The following is a 19,848-nucleotide window of genomic DNA, read 5'->3' as shown; positions in this document are numbered from 1 at the left end:
TCAGACCCTGAAAAGCCAACGGCCCCACCCCGGCAAGGGTGAGGCCGTCGATCACCGAAGTGGTGAGTAGAGATGTCAGCAGTCCCTACAAGCCACGAGATGCCCCTCGGCGTCAAGCGAGAAAGCCTCTTCTCGCAACGGTGAGGCTTTGCTTGTGGAGCGGAGCGTCCGAACGGCGTCTCCGAACGACCTGTCGCGGCCCGACCACGGAGTCCGGGACGATGATTGCCGACGAATCCCCGCGCGCGGGCGCTAGCCCGCCGCTCACGCTCACGACGCCTTTCGGACGGCGTCCGCTGACGGCGGCTCAGGTGACCGCACAGGTGGCCGGGGACAACTGCCCGTCCGACGCTATCGCGAACAAGTGGACGGTCCTGCGCGACCTCACGGCCGCTCGCGAGCGGCTGGGCCTGTCGGCCCAGACCCTCGCCGTCCTGGAGGCGCTGCTCAGCTTCCATCCCGAGACCGCCCTGGTGCGGGGGAGCGGCGCCGATCTGGTGGTGTTCCCGTCGAATGCAGCTCTGGGCCAGCGCACCCGGGGCCTGTCCGAAACCTCCCTGCGCCGCCACCTGGGCGCACTCGCGGAGGCCGGAATTCTGATCCGGCGGGACAGCCCCAACGGGAAACGCTACGCGCGGCGCGACGCGAGCGGGGAGATCACCCACGCCTACGGCTTCGACCTGTCGCCCCTGGTCGCCCGGGCCGCGGAGTTCGCCGCTCTGGCGGACGAGGTGCGGGCGGTCGCGCTCGCCCTGCGGATCGCCCGGGAGCGGCTGACGCTGCTGCGGCGGGATTGCGCCAAATTGATCGAGGCCTTGGACTCCCGGGGAGGAGAGGCCCCGGCGGCCGAGTGCCGCCTCCGCTACGCCGCCCTCCTCGGTCGGCTGCCGCGCAGACGCTCACTGGCCGATCTCACGGCGGCCGGCGATGCCATGGAAGTGCTCGTGCGCGATGTGAGCAAGAGGCTCATCGAGCGACATGATTCCGAAGATTCAGACGGCAGAGGCAGCCGGAACGAACGCCACATACACAATTCAAACCCGAATGACGTTGATTCAGAAAGGGCACCCGGGACGGAGAAGAAGGATGCCGGTGCGCCAGGTCCGGCATCCGAGCCGCTATGTGCCGACATCCCGACGGTGCGGACGACCTACCCACTTGGCTTCGTGCTGGCGACCTGTCCGGACATCCGGATGTACGCTCGCAATGACATCCGGACCTGGGCGGACCTGATCGACACGGCCGATCAGGTCCGCGCGGCGATGGGGATCAGTCCCCATGCGTGGCGCGAGGCCAAAACCGAGATGGGTGACGAGGCCGCCGCCATCACGGTGGCGGCCATCCTGCAGAGGGTTGATCGGATCAGAAGCCCGGGCGGATATCTCCGATCGCTCGTCGAACGGAAGAAGGCCGGTCGTTTCAGTCTCGGACCGGTCCTCCAGGCGCTCAATCAGGCCCGACTGGAAACCGGCCGGGTGGAGAACCGCTGAGACGGTTCCGCGAAGTCGGAGCGGATCACCTCCCGCGGAGCGCGCGGGCGAAGCCCGGATCCGTCACTCCTGCGAGTGATGCCGCGATCGCGGAGGGAACGAGCGGATCACCAGGACATCGTCGCCCGCACCATCCGAGAGGGCAGGGGAGAACGCGTAGGACTGTCGACCACGCGCCGGCCGTCCGGGTCGCCTCCGGCGCGACGCGACGAGGCCTGCAGCCCGGTTTCCGGGCAATCGGCGCTGTCAAACCCGCCATGGGCGCGTAGCTTCGGCGGCAGACCGGGACGACGCCGGCGACGATGACGAGGGAGGTCTGGGATGCTGACACGCAGAACGCTCGCGAGGCAGACCGCTGCCGCAGCGCTCCTCTGGCCGCTCGCACCGCGGCGCGCGGAGGCCCAGACCACGGTCACCCGCCTGAGCATGGGCTCGCCCATGCCGCAGTCGCATCCCGCCACGACCTGCCTCGTCGAGGCGCTGGACGCGATCCGCGCCGACAGCAACGGCGAGATCGACATCGCGCTTTATCCCGACAGCCAACTCGGGAGCGAATTGAGCATGCAGTCGCAGCTGCGCTCCGGCGCGCTCGCCTTCACACTCACCTCGGTGAGTTCGCTCCAGACCCTGGTCCCGCTCGCCGGAATCCCGGGTGTCGCCTACGCCTTCCCGAGCTATGGGCCCCTCTGGGCCTGCCTCGACGGAGGACCGCTCAGCGAGCGCATCCGGGAGGCGCTCGGAACGTTCGGCCTGCGGGCCTTCCGGGTCGTCGACAACGGGTTTCGCGATGTGATCACCGGCGTCAGGCCGATCTCCACCGTGGCCGATCTGCAGGGCCTGAAGATCCGCGTCCCGCCGAGCCCCCTGCTGACCTCGCTGTTCAAGGCGCTCGGGGCCTCGCCGACGACCATCAACCTCGGCGAGACCTACGCGGCCCTGCAGACGCGGATGGCCGACGGGATGGAGAACTCCCTGCCGCAGATCGAGGCCACCAAGGTCTATGAGGTCCAGAAGTACCTCGCGCGGACCGGGCACAGCTGGGACGGATTGTGGATCCTGGCGCATGGCAGGACCTGGGACGCGCTGCCCCGCGACGCCCAGGACCTGATCGGGCGCCGCTTCGACGCGGCCGTGGAGAGGCAGCGGCAGGTGTTCGTGCGGATGGATACCGATGCCGAGGCCCTGCTGAGGGCCCGGGGACTGGCCATCAGCAAGCCCGACCGGGAGCCCTTCCGATCGGCGCTGGTGCGTGCGGGCTACTACGCGGAGTGGAAAGCCAAGTTCGGCCCCGAGGCCTGGCGCGCCCTCGAGAGCTTCACGGGCCCGCTCGGTGCGTGACGCCTCCGCGCGCAGGCTAGCGCTGAGATGACCGGCACGACCGCAGCGGCGCAAAGTCTTGCTGCGGGTGCGAATAGATTTCGCAATTGCGAATGCGCGATCGAATGGACATCCCGCCGGTCACCACGGTAGACTCATCTTGGTGTTTGGAGGAGAGCCATGCACTCTGATCTTGATCGCGCACGACAGATGTTGGAGCGGAAGAAGGAGGCGGTGCAGCAGCTGGAGCGCAGCGCGCCGGAGCAGGGCGAGGCGCGCCGGCAGCAGGAGGCCTCGCTGCACACGGCCCGGCTGCGCAGCTTCATCGCCATGGGACGAGTGATCGCGCTCGAGCAGAGCCAGCACGCCCATCAAGCGTGCGAAGGCCCCCCGCTCAATGGCCGGCAGCAGCGTTAGTCAAAGCGCGAACAGGTCGCTCCTGCACGACGATTCTCGGAGAGGAGGTTGGGCTTTCCCACGGCCGGCTCCCGAGACCCCGGAACGAGGGGGTCACAGTGCCGCCGGGCTCGCAGGGGCTTGTCGCAAACGCGAACGGATCCCCGCTCAAGGATCGTTAACCACACCTGCCCAGCCTGCCGCCTCCGCCTTGGAGCCGGCCCATGATCCTGTCCGCCATCGCCGACAAGCTCAAGCAGCGCGCCAAGGCTGACTTCAAGGGCCGGCCCTTCGAGGCGGCACTCATCGTGCAGGCGGTCGCGTGGTACCTGCGCTACCCGCTGAGCTATCGCGATATCGAGGAGCTGTCCCTGGAACGAGGCCTGAGGGTTGACCACTCCACCCTGAACCGCTGGGTGCTCGCCTACGCGCCGCTGATCGAGAAGCGCCTGCGGCAGTTCCGTCGGCCCCCCTGCGGCTCGGTCCGGATCGACGAGACCTCCATCAAGGTGCGTGGCCAGTGGCGGTATCTCTACCGGGCCATCGACAAGCACGGCGCGGCGGTCGACGTCCTGCTCACCGCCAACCGCGACCTGGAAGCGGCCGAGCGCTTCTTCCGCAAGATAATGCCCGGTTCATCGCGGACATCGCGGCGGTCATCGAAGCGACGCGGCGCGCCACCCAGAACTCACGCGCGGACAGTCATCAAGTGAACGCTTCCATCCCAAACAACAAGCGGATCGACAGGAGCGGCTCCGCGGGTCTGTCCGGGAGTGTCGAGTAACCGGTGACGATGATCTCCCACTGGCCGAGGGGCGGCTGCCATTGCGCCGCCCATGTCGCGAGCTGCGCTGCGAGATCGTTCACCAGTGTGTCCGGGTATCCGGCTTTGGGGGCATAGACCACCGGTAGTCGCAGGGGCAGGGCGGGCGAGATCGACGGTTGGTCCGCGCGGACTTCGACGGACAGCGTGGTCAGCGACGACCCGGCGTGCGTGAGGAGCTGGGCCAGGATCGCCGCCAAGGGCCCACTCTCTTGATCGGACCACGGCCCGCCGTCGAACGGCGCCGCGAAGGACAGGTACGGCGCGACCGAGTGGGGAAACACGACCGGAGGAGTTCGGTAGACGAAGTCTTCGAGCAACGGCGGCGCCTCGAGTCCCAGGAGCGCGCGGTTCCGCACCACGGCGATGCCGCCGTAGGCCTCCTGATACTGGGCGACGTGCAGCGCACCGAGGCCCACCTGATAGGTCAGGGTCGCGCCGACCGGCTGCGTCAGTCCGGGTGGGAACAGGTAGACCCGCCGCCCGGCCTGCACCGGCAACGGGACGAGCGCGTGTGCGAGACCGTCCGCCAGCACGGCGATGTCGGGCCACCCGTCCGACACGGCGCTCGGTTCATCGGGTTCGAGCACGAGTTCGGTGTAAATGCCGAGCGCGTGCCGCAGGGTGGCCGTGAAGGCCATGCCTGTGCCGGCGGCGGGACTGCCCGGGGGAGGCGTGCCCACCTTGAAGAGTTGCGCCAGGCGCCTGTCGCGCTCCGCATCGTTCCAGTGGGACTGCCAAACGGGCAGGATCCGGGCCACCTGGGCGGCGAATGCGACCGCCCCCGAGGCGAGGTCGCCACCCCCGATGTCGTTCCAGATCGACGCCCGCGCTGCTTGGTAATGCGCCAGGGCGTCGAACAGACCGGGCTCGCCTCCTCGCGTCCGGGGCGCGGGAGGCGGAGCGTTCAGGACGACCCCGAACACGATCTGGTCCTGCGGCGCCGCCGCGTAGCTGAACACCATCTGGTACTGCCAGTAGGGCGCGCCGGCCAGCCCCGGGGGGGCGGTCGGGTCGGGTCGGGCGGCCTGGCTGATCGGCAGAGGCGCGGCCGGGTAGCTGCGCGCCAGCGCCGGTACGGTTGGGCGACCGAGATCCACGCTCCATCCGGGGAGGGGATCGTCCAGCAAGGGGTGAACGAACGACAGCCACTGGGACGTGTCGTAGGCGGTTCCGGCGACGGCCGAGATGGCGAATTCGACCTGTGCGATCCGCGCCTGGAGATCGAGGGCGACGCAGGGATCATCGCCCGCGGCGAGAGCCGCGTCGAGGTGCAGGAAGCCCTCCGGTTCGGAGAAATCGACCGCGCCGCCCGTGATCACCGCCTTCCGGGCGCCGCTGGCCACCGACGCGCCGGTGTCGGTCGCGAGCTTGGGCACGACGGGGATGCGCAGGTTCGACTGTCCGGGTGGCGCCGCCGTTGCGGCTGCATATTGCAGCATCGGGCCCGTCTCCCAGCCGGTGGTCAGCGATCGCGCGAGATCCTGCGCCAGCGCGCGGCGGGCGGCCTGGCGGGCCGGGCTGTCGCCCGCCACGAACATGTTCTCCAGTCCCGCGGCCACAGCCGTGGCCAGGGCGGGCTTGGCGGCCAGGACTGATTGCAGGGCGGTGCCGGCGGCGTCGTTGATCCGAGGTGCGTGGGCGGGATCGAGGAACGTCTCGACGTCCGACAGGAAGGCGAGGGCCCAGACTTCGACGTCGGCGTTGCGGATCGACGTCTGCGTCGACGCGCGGCCGCCCGCCGCGGGCGAAACCAAGACGACGCCGTCGCGCGAGACCGGCTGCGGGTAGAGCGGTCGGAGGCCGAGGAAGGCCGGGGTGGCGGTCACCTGCAGCCGCGACAGGCCGTGCGTGCCACCGGCGACGGCCCAGAGCGGAGCGGCACGCTGTGTCGCGGCATCGCTCGCGCCGGCGCAGACGCGCAGCTCGGGCAGGGCGGTCTCGAGTGCGGTGGCGAACGCGAGATAGCCGAGGCTGCCCGACCCGGAGGCCGTGGCGCGCGGCGGGACGCGCGTCACCGCCGTCGCCGCCGCGTCGTCGTTGATCAGCAGGGCCGGCGCGACCAGGGCGCGATCGCGGGACAAGGTCAGCGTCGTGGTGAGCGGGAATATGGCCCGCGGATAGGCCGCCCCGATCGGCAGGTTCCACGACAGGGCGAGGGGCGGGGGCGGCAGGAGGAAACGGCTGCCCGCGGCGATGACCCGTCCGGTCAGGTTGGCGGCGATCACCTCGCGGATGGACGTGGCCACCCCCTGTTGGGCGAACGCCCCGACGACGCTCGCGAGCGAGAAGGACGATAGGTCGCCCCTCCCCGAGTCCGGCACCGTCTTGCCGTTCAGGTGGAAGACCGCGTCGGCCGCGATCCACCCGGCGAGGGCGGCGTTCGCCACGGCCAGTTCGTCGGCCGCGACGCCGTAGCGGGTGCCAAGCGCCTGCAGGCTCAGCTCTCCCCCCGTCGGAGCCGCCGGCAACGGGCAGAGCAGCGAGGCCCCGGCGCACAGGACGCCCGGCTTCCCGGCGAGGGCGGCAGCGATCTCCGCGGCCGACACGAGGTGCGTGAAGCGCGCGGCCAGCGCCGCGAAGCCGTCATCCGCCCCGGTCGTGACCACGGCGGTCCCGATCTCGACCGCGACACCGGCCCGCAACGTTCCCCTCAGCGCCCAGTTGCCGTCCACCAGCGTCAACGCCGTGGCGCCCGGGAACAGGCTCGCGACGCTCTCCAGCGTATCGCCGGGCCGGATCGCGTAGGTGACCCGCAGATCAGCGGCCTCGTCCGGCAGGATCGCTCGCCCGGGCAATGCCAGCAGCGTGGGATCCTTCAAGGGCGTCCGGCCCCACGCCGCGAACAGCTGCTCGGGTGTCAAACCGTAGCTGCGGGCGACCGTGGTGATCGGGCGGGCGAGGTCCTGCGCCGTCGCGACGCCGGGCTCGCCCGCGAGCGGTGTTCCGGCGGGGAAGAGGTCGACGACCGCGACGTTCAGCGGGCCGAGGGTCGCTTGCGGGAGCCCGGTCCTGCCGTCCTCGAGGGTCTGGCCAGGAACGATCAGGAAGCCGTCGCACGCCATCGACACGCCTGCCGCGACCAGGCCGGCCTGGTCGGCGTAGGTCCGGGCGAGGTCGAGCAGCGTGACCGGCGCGCCGGCGGCGCGGAGCGCCGCGACGACGGCCACGAGGCTGGCGAGGTCCTTGCCGGTCGTGACGCTCTGATCATAGGCCCTCAGGACGAGGCCCGGGGCCAGGCAGGGCAGGGTGGCACTGGCCTGAGCCAGGTTGTCGACGCTGCAGCCGCGCGCCTTCGCGATGGCGCTGAGGGTCCCCTCGGTCACCGTGAAGGTGACCGGCTTGATCCGCAATTCGACGCCGGCCGACAGGGGCAGATCGCCGTTGGCCGGGTCGCTCAGCACCGCCGCCGCGGCGGGCCCGCACAGGTCCTCGACCGACGCACCGGCGGCGGCGATCACGCAGGTGGGGATCGGGCACTGGGCGTAGAGCGAACCCAGGATCAATCCGGCATTCGCTCGCGCCAGGTCGCCGTAGTCCAGACCGTAGGCGGCGCATATCGCGTCGAGCGTCGCGCAACGCGCGGCGGCGGTGTCGCCGGCCATCCGGCCGATCGCCCCCAGGAACACGTAGGCGGCCGCCGCGAACCGGCGGAGCGGCGCCAGTTCGACCGCCTGGGGGGCGATCAACAGCGTCGAGTCCAGCCGGGCGGTCACGTCCGGCTGGTGGAGCTGATACCAGATCTGCGCGAACCGGTCCCTGTGGCGCCCGATCGTGTCGGAGAGGGACGCGGTCAACTGGTCGCTCGCCGGGCTGTAGGCCGAGAGCTTCAGCGCGATGCCGATCTCCAGCTCGGGGCGTGCGCATGCGCCCGTCACGCGGAAATCGGCCACGGTCGAGGGCCACTGGTCCGGGCCGACGAGGGCGTCCGTGTAGACCGAGGGCAGGGCGAGGGAGAATACCCCGCCGTCCTCTGCGAGCCGCGAGGCCGAGGGCGAGACGACGTCGGTCGGCGCGCCCAGAGTCGCGTTGCCGTGGACATCCTGGAACCACAGTTCGACCGTGGCCGAGACCGGGTCGCCGCGCCGATCGGCGACGACGCCGGCGTAGACATTGTCGCGACCGGGTGGAAGTCCGTCGACGGATGGGGTCGGGACCCACTTGGCGTAGCGATGGATCGGCAGCACCTGTCGGAACTGCCACGTGGTGCCCTCGCCGTCCGGATCGGCGGGCCCGATCGGCAGGCCGATTGGGCTCGCCGCGAAGACGTCGTTCTCGGCGAGCCGGTAACCGAGCAGCTGAAAGGTCTGGCGGGTGCGCAGGTCGGCGTCGTTGTCGAGCCCGCCGTCGGCGCGGCGATGGGCCGGATGACCAGCCGGGGAGGCCATTTCCGACACGAAAGACGCCTGCCCGACGCCGATCGCAGCGACGAAGCGCTCTTCGGTGGGATCGGGATTCTGAAGGAACAGATGGCTGGTGGCGGGCGAGACCGCGTCGCCGATCGCCACGACGTTGTTGTAGGACGCGACCCTCTGCAGCGTCCGGCCCGCGGGGCCGGTCTCCGCGACCAGGAGGGTCAGGCGGGTTCGGCCGCTGCGATCGAACACCGACGAGGGCAGGGCCTGGTCGGCGGCCGTGCCGATCCGCAGCCAGTAACCGCCGCCGCCGACCACGCCGCACTCCCAGACGAGGCGCAGGAAATCGGCCGGATCGGTGAGCAGCGCCACCGAGGCCGAGGCCACCGCGACGGCGTCGCGTCTCGACTCGGTGGACAGGTTGGACTGCACGAGAAGGGTCGGCAATCCCCCGAGCAGCAGAGAGGTCAGTCCGGTCGGCTCCCCCGCTGCGGCAGGCTGGAAGAGGATGTCGATCTCGACGTCGGCCTGCGCCGCGGCGACGGCCTGCCAGAGATCGAGCAGGAGGTCCTGGTGGTCGGTGTCGACGGCGACGACCTCGTAGACTTCGGGCGCCCTGGTCTGGCGGATCGTGAGATCGATGCGGGTGCCCGCGCACCAGCGCGACAGGAGATCGGGCGGGGAGGCACCGGGCGCCGCGTTGGGATCGATCCGGCACAGGTTCAGGTTCTCACCGGCCGGCGTCGCGGCGAGGGCGGCCAGGAGGCTGTCCGGCAGCGGCCACAGCGAGGGGGATCGTCCATCCGCTGGTGCCGATCCCAGCATGGCGGGCCAGGCGGGGCAGAGCCACAGGATGCGTTGCGACAGGTCCCATCGCCGAGGCAGCGCGACGGCCAGGGGAGCCGCCGTGACGGGCGCGTCGGGATCCACGAAGGCCGGGGCCAGAACATCGGCCAGCTGGTGGCTGGTCACGTCCGCCGCGGTCAGCCGACAGCTCAGCGTCGTGCTCTGGTCATCGGGCAGCGAGATCCAGTTGCGCTCGCCCATCTCTCCGAAGGCAAATTGCGCGGCGTAGTCGCCGTCGGGCAGGCGCAGCGCCTCGAGCGGCACCTGCGTTCCCATCAACTGAGCGAGCGGCACGAGCCCGGGGCCGAGACCCGATCCGTCGGCGGCGGGTTCCGGGAGGCGCAGGCCGTGCAGCATGAAGCGCGACATCTGCGCCCGGATGCGCGCGCCGCCCCGCCGCAGGGTCTCGGCGATCAGCGCCTCCGTCGGCAGCGAGGCGGCGTGCGCGACGGCGACGGCGGTGCCGTCGGCGAACAGCCCTTCGGTCTCCCCGATCCGCGCGCCGAGCGCCTCCAGCGACAGGCCGTAGGTGGTGGCGACCTGCTGCAACGTCGTCCCGGCCGCGACGACGCGCGGGCTGCTGGGTGCCACGAGGGATCGCCCGGGGGACAGGATCGGGACAGGGCCGATCATGGCCGCGAAGCGCGGATCCGTGACAGACGTCAGCAACCGGTTGGCCAGCTGCGCGAGGCTCTCGTTGGCGAGGATGACGGTGCCGAGCGAAGCGGGCAGGACGACGGGGGCTCCCGCAACCGGGTTGGCGGCGTCGACCGCTGCCGCAAAGGCCGCGAAGCCGCGCCCACTCGACGGGTCGATGGTCAGGGCGACCGCACGGCTCAGGCGGGACAGGGTGTCGCCCGGCTGCACCGGCCAATCGGAGGCCGTGCCGCTCCCGCGATCCGTGGGAACGACGATCCTGGCGACGGGCTGGACCGGGCGGCCGCGGTCGTCGAACGAGAGATCGGGATTGAGGGCCGCGATCCGGGTCGAGCACTCGGCGACCAGCGCCGCATCGATGGCCGACACCGCGTCGGTGTCGATGAGGCGCACGAACAGAATCGCGTCGCGCCGGGCTGCGGCAAGAGCGCCGCCGCCCGCCCAGGCGAAGCCGGTCGGGATGAGATCGGCCCCCGACCGGAGCAGGAGGAGGTCGTCCGCAATGCCCTCCGGTTCGGCGAGCCAGCCGCCGATCCCGCCGCCCGCGATGGCGGCGAGCGTGTCGCCCGCCACGGTCAGCCAGACCAGCGGGGCGAGGTCGAGCGTCACGGTCCCGCCGGGCGGATGCCCCGGGCCGGCGCTCAGGGGCAGGCTGGGATTGCCGGCGGCGATCGATTCGGGCGTCACCCCGACGTGGAACGTCACGACGGCACCCGCCGCCGCCGCGGCGAAGATGGCGGCGATGCCGGGATCGAAAAACGCCAACTCGTCGACCGAGACGCCGAAGCGGGCGGCGGCCGTGTCGAGCGTGTCGCTGGCGGACTTGACGTAGGTCACGGCACGGGGCTGGAAGGTCCGCGCCAGGTCCGCCAGGGATCCGCCGCTCGGGATGCGCGCCGTCCAGGCTCCCGCGACTGCCGCCGCCTCGCCGACCACGGCTTTCGTCAGCGCCAGGTGGTAGGCGCGGAACATCATGGTGGGGAAGGATTCCCGGCCGGCTTCCGATCGCGGTCCGCCGGCCGACCGGGACGGGGCGGTGGCTTGGTCGACCCGCAATGCCGCCAGCCAGGCGGCCAATGCGGTCTCGTAGGGTTCCGAAAGAGGGGTGTGGGTGCCGTAGTCGACGCCGGGCTGGCGCGCGACGCCGTCCGTGCGCTGGAAGACCGGCGGCATCGGCAATACGAAACCGGTGACGAGATCGCCGGTGAAGTCCTGGAAATCGAATTCCAGGTTGCGGCCGAACAGCATGTCGAGCGCCCTCCAGGAGAACGCCCGTTGCGTTTCGTCGGAGGTCATCTGCGCGTTCAGGTTCGCCAGCGCGCCGAGATCGACCGAACCGCCGGACTTTGGCTGCCCCGCGGCCACGAACGCCCAGCGCAGCAGCGTCTGCGCGAGCACGTCGAGCGGGTCGCCGCCCTCCGCGTCGCCCACGGTGGCGGGTACGAAGTCGACCAGAGCCGTCGCGGCCGACGGCGGCGTCCGCGTGCCCCACTGCACCGGAACCCCATCGAGGGTCAGGCCCGGCACGATGGTCGCCGGGATCTTGCCGGGGCCGTCCGGCAAGACGATGACGTCGCCGCATTTCCAGTGCAATCCGGTCGACTCGCCGAGCTGTCTGCGCTGCGACAGGTAGGCGTCGCGCTGGAAGTCCATGGCGCGACGCGCGCCGCGGCGGCGGCGCGCGAAGATGCGGTCCGCCCTGGCCGCGCCGTCGCCGCTCGATCCGGCCGTCAGCTGCCACGGCGCGGTCGCGTCCGAGCCGATCTGGAAGTCGAGCCGCAACGTCATGTCGAAGCTGAACGAGACGTGGAAGAACAGGAAGTGCACGGAGGCACTGACCGAGAGTTCCGCATCGAGGTCGACGAGAGTGGCGCGATAGGCTTCGAGTACCAGCGTCGCCGTCGCCTGCACGCTGATGGTCACGGAGGCGGAGACGATACCGAAATCGACCGACCCGTAGATCTGGCCGGCGATGCCCGCCGTGGCGCGGCAGTAATAGTACATGTCGACGGGCTGGGCCGCATCGGTGGGATGGAACCAGGCGAGCACGCCCTCGAAGATCGCCTCGAGCTGGACGAAGGCGCCGGCGGAGAGGATCCCCTCGTCGAAGTCGCGGCCGACGCCGCCGGCGAAGCCGACCCCTGCCGCGATCACCGGCGCGAACTGGCCGTTGGTGCCGGTCGGCACGCGGCTCGATCCGCCGCTCTCCAGAACGCCGAAATAGAGTCCGCCCCGCCCCAGGAAGATGCCGGCTTCGACCGTGAAGGCAATGCTGTAGTCGCCGCCGTGGGGAAAGCCGAGATCGATCTCGAAGCCTCCGTCGGTGTAGACGTCGACCGAGATCAGTCCGAGGGTGACCGACACCGCTCCGAGTTCGATCTGCCGGTAAGCGTCCGGCAAGGTCAGCTGGATGTGGAAGACGCCGACCTCGTCGCTGATCTTGCGATAGATCAGTTCGACGGCGAGGCCGTCCAGCGCCTTGGCCTCCTCGCCCGAGAGGGCGACGTGCAGGGCGTAGAGGCTCGGATCCTCGAACACCAAGCCGAGGCCGATGAAGCCCATCAGGGTCAGGTCGAGCCCGGCAACCCAGCCGACATCGGCGGCGTACGCCCCGGCCGGGATCGGGTTGGTGCGGCCGTCGCTCGGAACCAGCACCTCGCGCATCGCCGCGAGGGCGCCGCGCACGGTGCCGTCGTTGGGACCGATCTCGACGTGCTGCCCGAGCCCCATGTAGTGGATGTCGAGCAGGGACTTGCCCTTCGAGGGCACGTCGGGCGGCGAGCCGTCGATGGCGTCCCAGGTCAGCGGGTTCGCCCCGCCGTAAGTCCGACCCAGGAACGCGCCCTGCACCTGGTAGGTGATCGTGCCTCGCGGCGAGCCGCGGTCGTAGACGACCGCGACGCTGGTCACGTCGATGAAGCCGAGCGACAACCCGACGTCGAGTTCCACGGCGAGGGTCGAGTATTTGGCATCGATGGTGAAGCGAGCGCGGGACAAGTCGATGGTGTTGAGCAGATCCCAGGGCGGATCGAGCCTCGAGTCGAGGTAGGGATCGACCATGTGGATCAAATCGGACACGATATCCCCGAGGGTTACCCCGGAGAGCCCGATACGGATGACGTTGTAGATCTTGCCGTCGGCGGGATCGGTGACGGGCACGGTCACGGCGTCGAACAGCGTTCCGCCCCACTGGACCTGGAATTCCCAGGTCTTGGGATCGGTCAGGGCGACCGTGGCGGTGACGATGACGTCGGCGATGGCGAAGGTGCCGGACAGCGATCGAGAGGTCGTCCCGTCGGACGCGCGCGCGATCTGGGCGGTTGCCGCGATGGCGATGTCGTAACCCAGGACGTCGCTGAGCGGCAGGTTGCCCTCGATGCCCCCCGTGAAGCCGTAGGGATGATTCTCGGCCGTGGAATAGCTGATCCAGAGGTCGGTGACGGCCAGGTCGAGCGCCCGCAACCAGCCCGGGGCCGGTTCGCCGGTCAGCGCCAGGACCATGTCGGTCAGCGCGGCCTTGGTCCCGGCGAGCAGCCCGCCCGAGAAGGTCCAGGCACCCGTGGCCGTGTCGTAGGCCGCCACGATGTCGAACGGGATGCCGGCGCCGGGAGTGCCGGCGCCGCCGATGGTGAACTGCGCCCATAGCGCCGTGGCCGTGTGGTCCGGCGAGACGTCGATGCGGCCTCCGAGTTCCGTAAGGGCGATCTCGGGGTGAGTGGCGGGATCGCCGAGCGGAACGATTCCGGTCAGGTCCATGACCGCGTGCAACTCGCGCTCCGCCATCAGGGCCGATGCGCGCAGGTTGGACAGCGTCACGGCCCAGCCGGTCGGCAGGGTCGCGCCGGTGGTGGCCGCCAGGAAGGCACCCAGGTCGGCGGTCTCGCCGTCGGGCTGGAAGATCTCGATGTCGAAGGTCGGCAGGCCGACGCTGCATTCCAGCACGATCTGTCCCGGTGGGGTCTTGCCGAGCGTGACCCGTCCGAACACCGTGGCCATCATCACGCCCGGCTCATCGCCGACCGGGCGCTGATAGATCATCTGCGCGCCGATGCCGCCGATGCTGCCGAGCAGCGGGATCGGGGGCTGCCAGGTGGCGTCCGACGCGATGGTGACCCCGACCATCCGCAACGCGGGCATCTGCCCGGGACCCGCCGTCTCCAGACCGAGGCGTAGGTGATCGAGGGAGAAGGAGGACAGCAAGGTGAGGCCCGGCGGCAGCACCAGGCAGGTTGCGGCCCCGTCACCGAGCAGACGCATCAGCGCGTCCGCACCCTCGGCGAGCGTCACGTGCTCCGTCAGTGCGAGGTCGGCCGACCAATAGCCATCGTTGTAGAGCAGGGGAACGGTTAGGACGGCGCCGTCGAGATTGCTGGTCAGGTAGAAGGCCGCGCCCGAAACGGGATCGGTCGTTCCCCCACCGGTGACCTCGTAGGCGTTGCTCAGCCTGAGGCCGTAATCGGTGACGAAGTCCGGCAGCGTCACACCGGCGGTTGAGCTGCCGAAGAGGGTGAAGGAGCGGCCCGTCGCCGGGCCGCTCCAGGCGCCTTTCAGGGCTACCGTGCGCGCCAGGGGGAGGGGGGTGTAGCGGGCGAGGCCGTAGCTCCCGTTGGGCTGGTCGACCGCGAAGCTGCCGGTGAAGCTGCCCTGGCTGCCGTTGCTGGACACCACCAGCGTCGCGTCCTCCACCAGGAGCGGGCCAAGGATGCTGTCGACCGCGACGATGTGGCCGGCCGCATCCGCCACCACGCTCTTGGGTTGATCCGGACCGAAGAGCTGCGCCAGGGTCTGCGGGCCCTCCGCGGCCAAGCGCAACCGGACGAAGGCCTCTCCGTCACCGGCCGCCTCCGCCGTGAGGCTGGCGCGGAACGCGACGTCGCATCCGTCGAGCCGCGTCCGCGCACGCAGGCGCAGGATCCCGCCCTCAGGGCCAATGATTTCGGGGGCGATCAGGACGACCTCGTCCTGATCGAGAACGCGCGCCAGCCGGTCGAGTTCGGCGACGCCGCTCCGACCCAGGCGAAGGCCGTCCGAGCCCCCCTCCCGCAGCAGCCGCAGGATCGCGTCGGCAGACATCACGCCAGCCCCGGGTTGGACGCTGAATCGATCGGCAGACTGTAGTAGGTGATTGTTCCAGGAATGATCTTCACGACGATACGGCCCGCGACATTTCCGGGATCGTATTTTCGCTTCTTATTTTTCCTTTTCTGATTCCAATTGGCGGGTATGTCGTTGTAATTTGTGAATATCCCCGTTGTCGTATTGTATTGTTGATAACCCGCGTTTTCGATATCATAAGCGACATAATTATGAGCAGTAAAGCCATCAATGACATCGTCCTGGAAAATTTCTATGACGGAATGGTAGGGGTGGCGGTGATTGCTCGTAAAACCGGCGCTGATGCCGAGGCTGTTCGGGGTGATTTGACCGGCGAACCAACTCGCAAATGTGAAAGTTCGACTTGCAATGGTCGAGTTATAGTTGTCTGACAGCGTTCGATGGGAGCCATGATGCGGCACACTCAACGTGTAGGTATTCTTCATGCGACCCAGACGATCTCGCATTTTGTAAAGTCCATAAATCGTGCAAGATGTCATGTCGCCGGGCAGCAGTAGAACATTGTATGTATCGTTGTTTTCCACCCAAAAAACACCAATGAGCAGTGAGACCGTGTTCGCGACGATGTCTGGTTTGTTCGCAACCGCCGGAACGTTGCCGATCACGGGCTGGAACGTGATTTCCGGATTGTTCGCGGGGAATTGCGCGAGAGGGGCTTGCGGGTTATTCGCCGCATAGGCGGAGATCTCGGTCGCCGGCAGCAGGATGCGGCCGGCTGCAGGCGCCAGACCCCACAACTGGTTGACGGCGGCTTTCGCGCCCTCGCTGTAATTGGCGAAGTTGCCACCGAACGTCACGGTGCCGATCCGCAGTTGCGGATTGCTGTTGGCGAACCGAGCGATCAGACTCGGGAACAGGCTCCAGTGGTCGTTATCCTGGTGCGACACGACCACCAGGTCGAGATCGGGCCCTGGTTTGTTGGCCGCTCGGTTACCCCGAATATACCGCTCCATGAAATCGACGGACTCTTTCGTCAGCGACGACTGGGCGGTGCCGAAGTCGATCAGCGCCGAGAACTGGATCGCGTTCTGGCCGCGGTTGGTGATGCTGACCAGGTTGCCCATGCCCTGATCGGTGAACAGCATCGTGTAGTAGAGGTCATAGGCCACGGCGCGGCGTCCTGATGCGGCGGCGGAGAGCGGCGCGGCCGGTCGGCCCGCCGCCGTCCTCCGCGTAGCCGGCGAACCAGCCCAGCTTCGTCGGACCGCCGGCGCCGGGGGCTCCGGTGATCAGCACGTTGATATGCCCGGAAGGGAAGGTCTGGCCGATCAGGTGCAGGCCGAAGTCGCGCAGCCGCATCAGGTAGCCAACGCCGCCGTCCGAGGCCGGGTAGGTGTCGATCTGCACCGCTCCGAACCCGAGGCGCAGCACCCCCTGCAGGGCCAATTCGTATCCCGACGCGCCCGCACCCGGCAGCTTGATCCCGAGAAACACCGGCGCGACCTCCGCGTCGGGGTCGATGCCCCAGGCGGCCAGCAGCGTCACGGGGATCCCGGCCGAGCCCCCGAGGTTTCCGAGCGTCCCGAGGTCCAACCGGTATTCCAGCCCGTACCACGGGCCGGAGAGGGAGGCCTGCTGGACTTCGCAGATCACGGGGACGTAGCCCATGTCCTTCGGCGATTGGCCGGAGGCACCGCCCTTGAGGAAGCGCGCTGGCACGGCCGGGAAACGGTTGGCGAGACCGTCGCGACGCGGCGTGCTGGCGGCGGGATCGAAGGCGGCGTCCTCGCTGAACGCGCCGAACACCGGCTTGGGATCCGGCTGGTTCATGTCGAAGGTCATCCGCACGACGAGGCCCCGGTAGGCGAGGGCGCTGACCGGGACGTCCGCGTCGGTGGCCGTGACGTCGGCGGCGCGGCGCGCCTCCTTGGCGGCTCGCGCGGCGCGGACATCCTCGACGTGCCCGATCACGCGCGCCGGGCCGAAGGGCGTGTCGGCCCAGAGCGGCGGTGCGGCGGCGGGAGGTGGGGCCGGCGCCGGCGCCGGCGCGGGTCCGTAGCTGAACATGTCGAAGCCCGTCGCGGCCTGGAACTGGAACGCCCCCGCGAGCGTGAAGTCGGAGACCAGGACGTTGCCGATCGAGAGAGCGTCGTTCAGGGTGAGGGAGGTCGATGTCACGCTCACGAGGGCGAGGGCGCAGCCGGCGAGCTGGAAGTCGCTCTCCTGCGTCGTACCGAACCGGTACCCAACCCGCAGAACGCCGTCGTCGCCCGCCTCCATCACCTTGACGCCGTCGAGGATCAGGTTGTTGCCGCGCTGGGTCGGGTACTTCCGGGCGACGGCGTCGAAGAGTCGGCCCACGCACAACTCGACCTGGCTCGAGAACGTCGTCAGCCGTGATCGCGCGAAGCCCGCGGTCAGATGCAACGCCTTGAACTGGAAGTCGACCGGATTGCCGGGATCGGCCGTCAAGTCGGCGGTGTCCTCGTAGTCGATCACGCCGAAGATGCGGTCGGGGGTCAGCGCGAGGGCGTCGCCGTCGAGCCCGACCAGGCCGGGCTCGAAGCCGATGTGGTGCGCGTAGAACAGCTCCGGCTTCAGGCCGGCGCGGATCACCCGCAGGTCGTCCGGGAGCGCATCGAGCGGCACGGCCGCGTTGAGCACCAGCGTCCCGACCCAGGTCGGCTCGATCAGCACGGTTCCGAGGAAATGCGCGTAGGGGCTGTTGGCCGGGTCCCTCGAGGCCGCGTAGCGGGCCTGGGCGGTCGCCACGACCTGCCGCAGGACGTCGGCCGTGTCGTTCAGCGTGCCGCCCGGCAGGACCGCCGCGGCCGGCCAGGCGGAGTTCTCCAGCTGATCGATCCACTCCCGGAGCGCCACGGTGCGATCAAGCTTGATGATCATGAGACCGTGGCGCGTCTCGGCCTGCCCGTCGCCGGTCTCGCTCGCTGGTGCCGGCGGCCACGTGCGCGGCGCGAGATCGAACCTCCAATCGTCGAGGGTGACCCGCATCTGCCCGGCCAGCCGGCGCAGCAGGTCGAGCCGGTCGCGGAGCGGTTCCGGGCCGGTGCCGAGGAGCGGTTCGACCGCCGCGTCGAACGCCGCCTCGTCGGGGAAGGTGGTGCCGGCCAAGGCCGACAGGGCGCTCCACTCCGCGAAGCCGGAGAAGCAGGCCGGCGGGCTGGCCCGAAGCGCATCGACGGCGGGCCCGCTCAGCCGGTAGGGCACCGTGGCACTCGCCAGAACGATGTCGGGATCGGCCAGCACGACGAAGGGGGCGGCCGCCTGCATCGCTTGCCGGAACGGCGACCCGACCCGGTCGAAGGTGATGTCCGGCCGGCTCGTGCCCTCGACGTTGGCGACGCCCATCCATTGCCAGTCGCCGAGGCTCTTGGGGTCGAAGCCGACCACGAGGCCCTGGGGCGTCAGCCCCCATTCCGGCAGGGGCTGCGGCGGTCCGGCAACCGGTACGGCGGCGAGCAGGGCAGCGCGCGCGGGCCCGAGGATCCTCTGCTCAACGGAGACCGCGGCCTCCATGGCGGCCGCGTCCTCGAGCCCGGCGTGGCCGAGCATCGGGATGGCGGCGAGCGCTGCCGGAATGACGGCGGCCGGCACGTCGATCAGACCCAGGTAGCCGGACGCCGTGGCGTCGCCGTAGAAGGGCGCCGCTTCGGGTTGAGCGCAGTAGACCGCTCCGCCGCCGCCGGAGCCGCCCGGCACCGCGTAGGCGGTGGTGGCCAAGCCCGACAACGCCGCTCCCGGGCTGTCGAGGAAGGCCGGACCGAGCGAGAAGGAGAGCCGGTCCGCGGGCGCGCCGGTGACGTGTTCCATCACTCCGAGGCCGCAGACGATCCGAGGGGCCGGCGCCGCGCCACCACCGGCCGTCACCGCGAAATCGCCGTCCGGGGTGAGGTAAGTGGTGAACGGCGCGTCAGAGACCGTGGACGACGACAGCGGCTGACGAGCCAGAACGAGGCCGCCGGCCCGGTCCCCTGTTCCGATCGGGGTGAGCATCACGGCCCGACCCTCGCAGGTCACGTAGCTCGAAGCGAGGACCGGGCCGGGTGCCGCGCTTGAGTCCGGCGCGAGGAAGGAGAGCCGTCCGAGCGGCGGGGTCGCTCGATCGAAGGGCGCCAGCACGCCCCACAGCCACGTCGTGCCAGCCGGCTGTGCGAGGGTCGGCACGGTGTGGAACGCGACCCGCACGCCGTCGGCGCGCCAGCCGTAGCGCACGCCGATGTCGAGCCGCCGGAAGTCGCTCGGCCGCCCGTCGGTGCCGTCGTTGACCAGGGCGAGGCAGAAGGAGAGGCTTCCGGCTCGCGCCCCCGCCACCGGGATCGTGACAACGTCCCGGACGACCTCGTAGCTCTCCGGACGACTGCCCGAGCGGGCGAACAGGCTCGGACCCGAGATCTCCAGGGCATCGCCCGTCGGCGTCGGAGCGAGACCCGCCCCGATCGGCAGATCGAGGCCGTAGCCTCGGAAATCGAGGTTCAGCGAAGCGGTCAGGAGGCTCGCGCCGGCGGCCGTCGGCTGAGAGGCGACGAGCGGGATCACCGCCGCCGGCGTCGCGCCGTCATCCGCGAGATCGACCCACAAGAGGCGCAGACCACCCCCCGGATCGGGGCTCTCCGCCAGCCACTGGCGCAGGTTTCTCTCAATTTGCGGCCAGTTGGCGGCCGCCGTCGGGGCGGACAGGTTGAAGAAGACGCCAGAGGGATCCAGCGACCAGAGGTCCGCCAGGGTCGCGGTGGCGCCGCTCATCGCCGAGGCCAGGAAGCCGAACGGCCTCGGGGACGCCGCGTCGGCGGACACGTAGAGTCGAGGCTGACCAGCCACTTGGCTGAACACAGCTGCGCCCACGGCTTGCCTCCCGCTCAAGAGCGTGACCGGTCGCGCAAGGTGGAGC

Annotated in this window: 6 protein-coding genes and 1 pseudogene; 4 read left to right on the top strand and 3 right to left on the bottom strand. The window is 69.9% G+C overall.

Annotated elements, in window-relative coordinates; genetic code table 11:
• Positions 1-221 precede the first annotated feature (221 nt).
• The 4 genes and pseudogenes from repC to ACW9J6_RS16120 form a co-directional block, all read left to right on the top strand.
• Positions 222-1,490 carry a plasmid replication protein RepC gene (repC, locus tag ACW9J6_RS16135; RefSeq protein ID WP_457117500.1) on the top strand — a complete coding sequence of 423 codons (1,269 nt, stop codon included), beginning with the start codon at positions 222-224 and terminating at the stop codon, positions 1,488-1,490.
• 321 nt (positions 1,491-1,811) lie between these two features.
• Positions 1,812-2,828 carry a TRAP transporter substrate-binding protein gene (locus ACW9J6_RS16130; protein WP_457117499.1) on the top strand — a complete coding sequence of 339 codons (1,017 nt, stop codon included), beginning with the start codon at positions 1,812-1,814 and terminating at the stop codon, positions 2,826-2,828.
• A gap of 159 nt (positions 2,829-2,987) precedes the next feature.
• The gene (locus ACW9J6_RS16125) at positions 2,988-3,224 is read left to right on the top strand and encodes a hypothetical protein (protein ID WP_457117498.1); all 237 of its coding nucleotides are present in this window, start codon (positions 2,988-2,990) and stop codon (positions 3,222-3,224) included.
• Positions 3,225-3,427: 203 nt separating this feature from the next.
• Positions 3,428-3,832 (top strand): annotated as a pseudogene (locus tag ACW9J6_RS16120) (IS6 family transposase); the annotation flags it as partial.
• 76 nt (positions 3,833-3,908) lie between these two features.
• Here ACW9J6_RS16120 and ACW9J6_RS16115 read toward each other — a convergent pair.
• The 3 genes from ACW9J6_RS16115 to ACW9J6_RS16105 are packed head-to-tail and all read right to left on the bottom strand — an operon-like array spanning position 3,909 to position 19,802.
• Positions 3,909-14,957 (bottom strand): hypothetical protein, encoded by an 11,049-nt coding sequence (locus ACW9J6_RS16115; RefSeq protein WP_457117497.1) that lies wholly within the window; start codon positions 14,955-14,957, stop codon positions 3,909-3,911.
• Entirely contained in the window at positions 14,957-16,108 is a 1,152-nt protein-coding gene (locus ACW9J6_RS16110; RefSeq protein ID WP_457117496.1) for a hypothetical protein, read from the bottom strand. The genes ACW9J6_RS16115 and ACW9J6_RS16110 overlap by 1 nt, the downstream gene beginning before the upstream one ends.
• Positions 16,098-19,802 (bottom strand): hypothetical protein, encoded by a 3,705-nt coding sequence (locus ACW9J6_RS16105; protein WP_457117495.1) that lies wholly within the window; start codon positions 19,800-19,802, stop codon positions 16,098-16,100. The genes ACW9J6_RS16110 and ACW9J6_RS16105 overlap by 11 nt, the downstream gene beginning before the upstream one ends.
• Between the last annotated feature and the right edge of the window lie 46 nt (positions 19,803-19,848).

This window comes from Methylobacterium sp. JK268, assembly GCF_054052225.1.
Note: the sequence above shows the minus strand (reverse complement) of the source record. Positions and strands in the feature narration are given on the sequence as shown.

Excerpts from the sequence above, each read along its gene's own strand:
- repC (WP_457117500.1), top strand. The coding sequence starts at position 222 with ATGATTGCCGACGAATCCCCGCGCGCGGGCGCTAGCCCGCCGCTCACG.
- ACW9J6_RS16130 (WP_457117499.1), top strand. The coding sequence starts at position 1,812 with ATGCTGACACGCAGAACGCTCGCGAGGCAGACCGCTGCCGCAGCGCTC.
- ACW9J6_RS16125 (WP_457117498.1), top strand. The coding sequence starts at position 2,988 with ATGCACTCTGATCTTGATCGCGCACGACAGATGTTGGAGCGGAAGAAG.
- ACW9J6_RS16115 (WP_457117497.1), bottom strand. The coding sequence starts at position 14,957 with ATGTCTGCCGACGCGATCCTGCGGCTGCTGCGGGAGGGGGGCTCGGAC.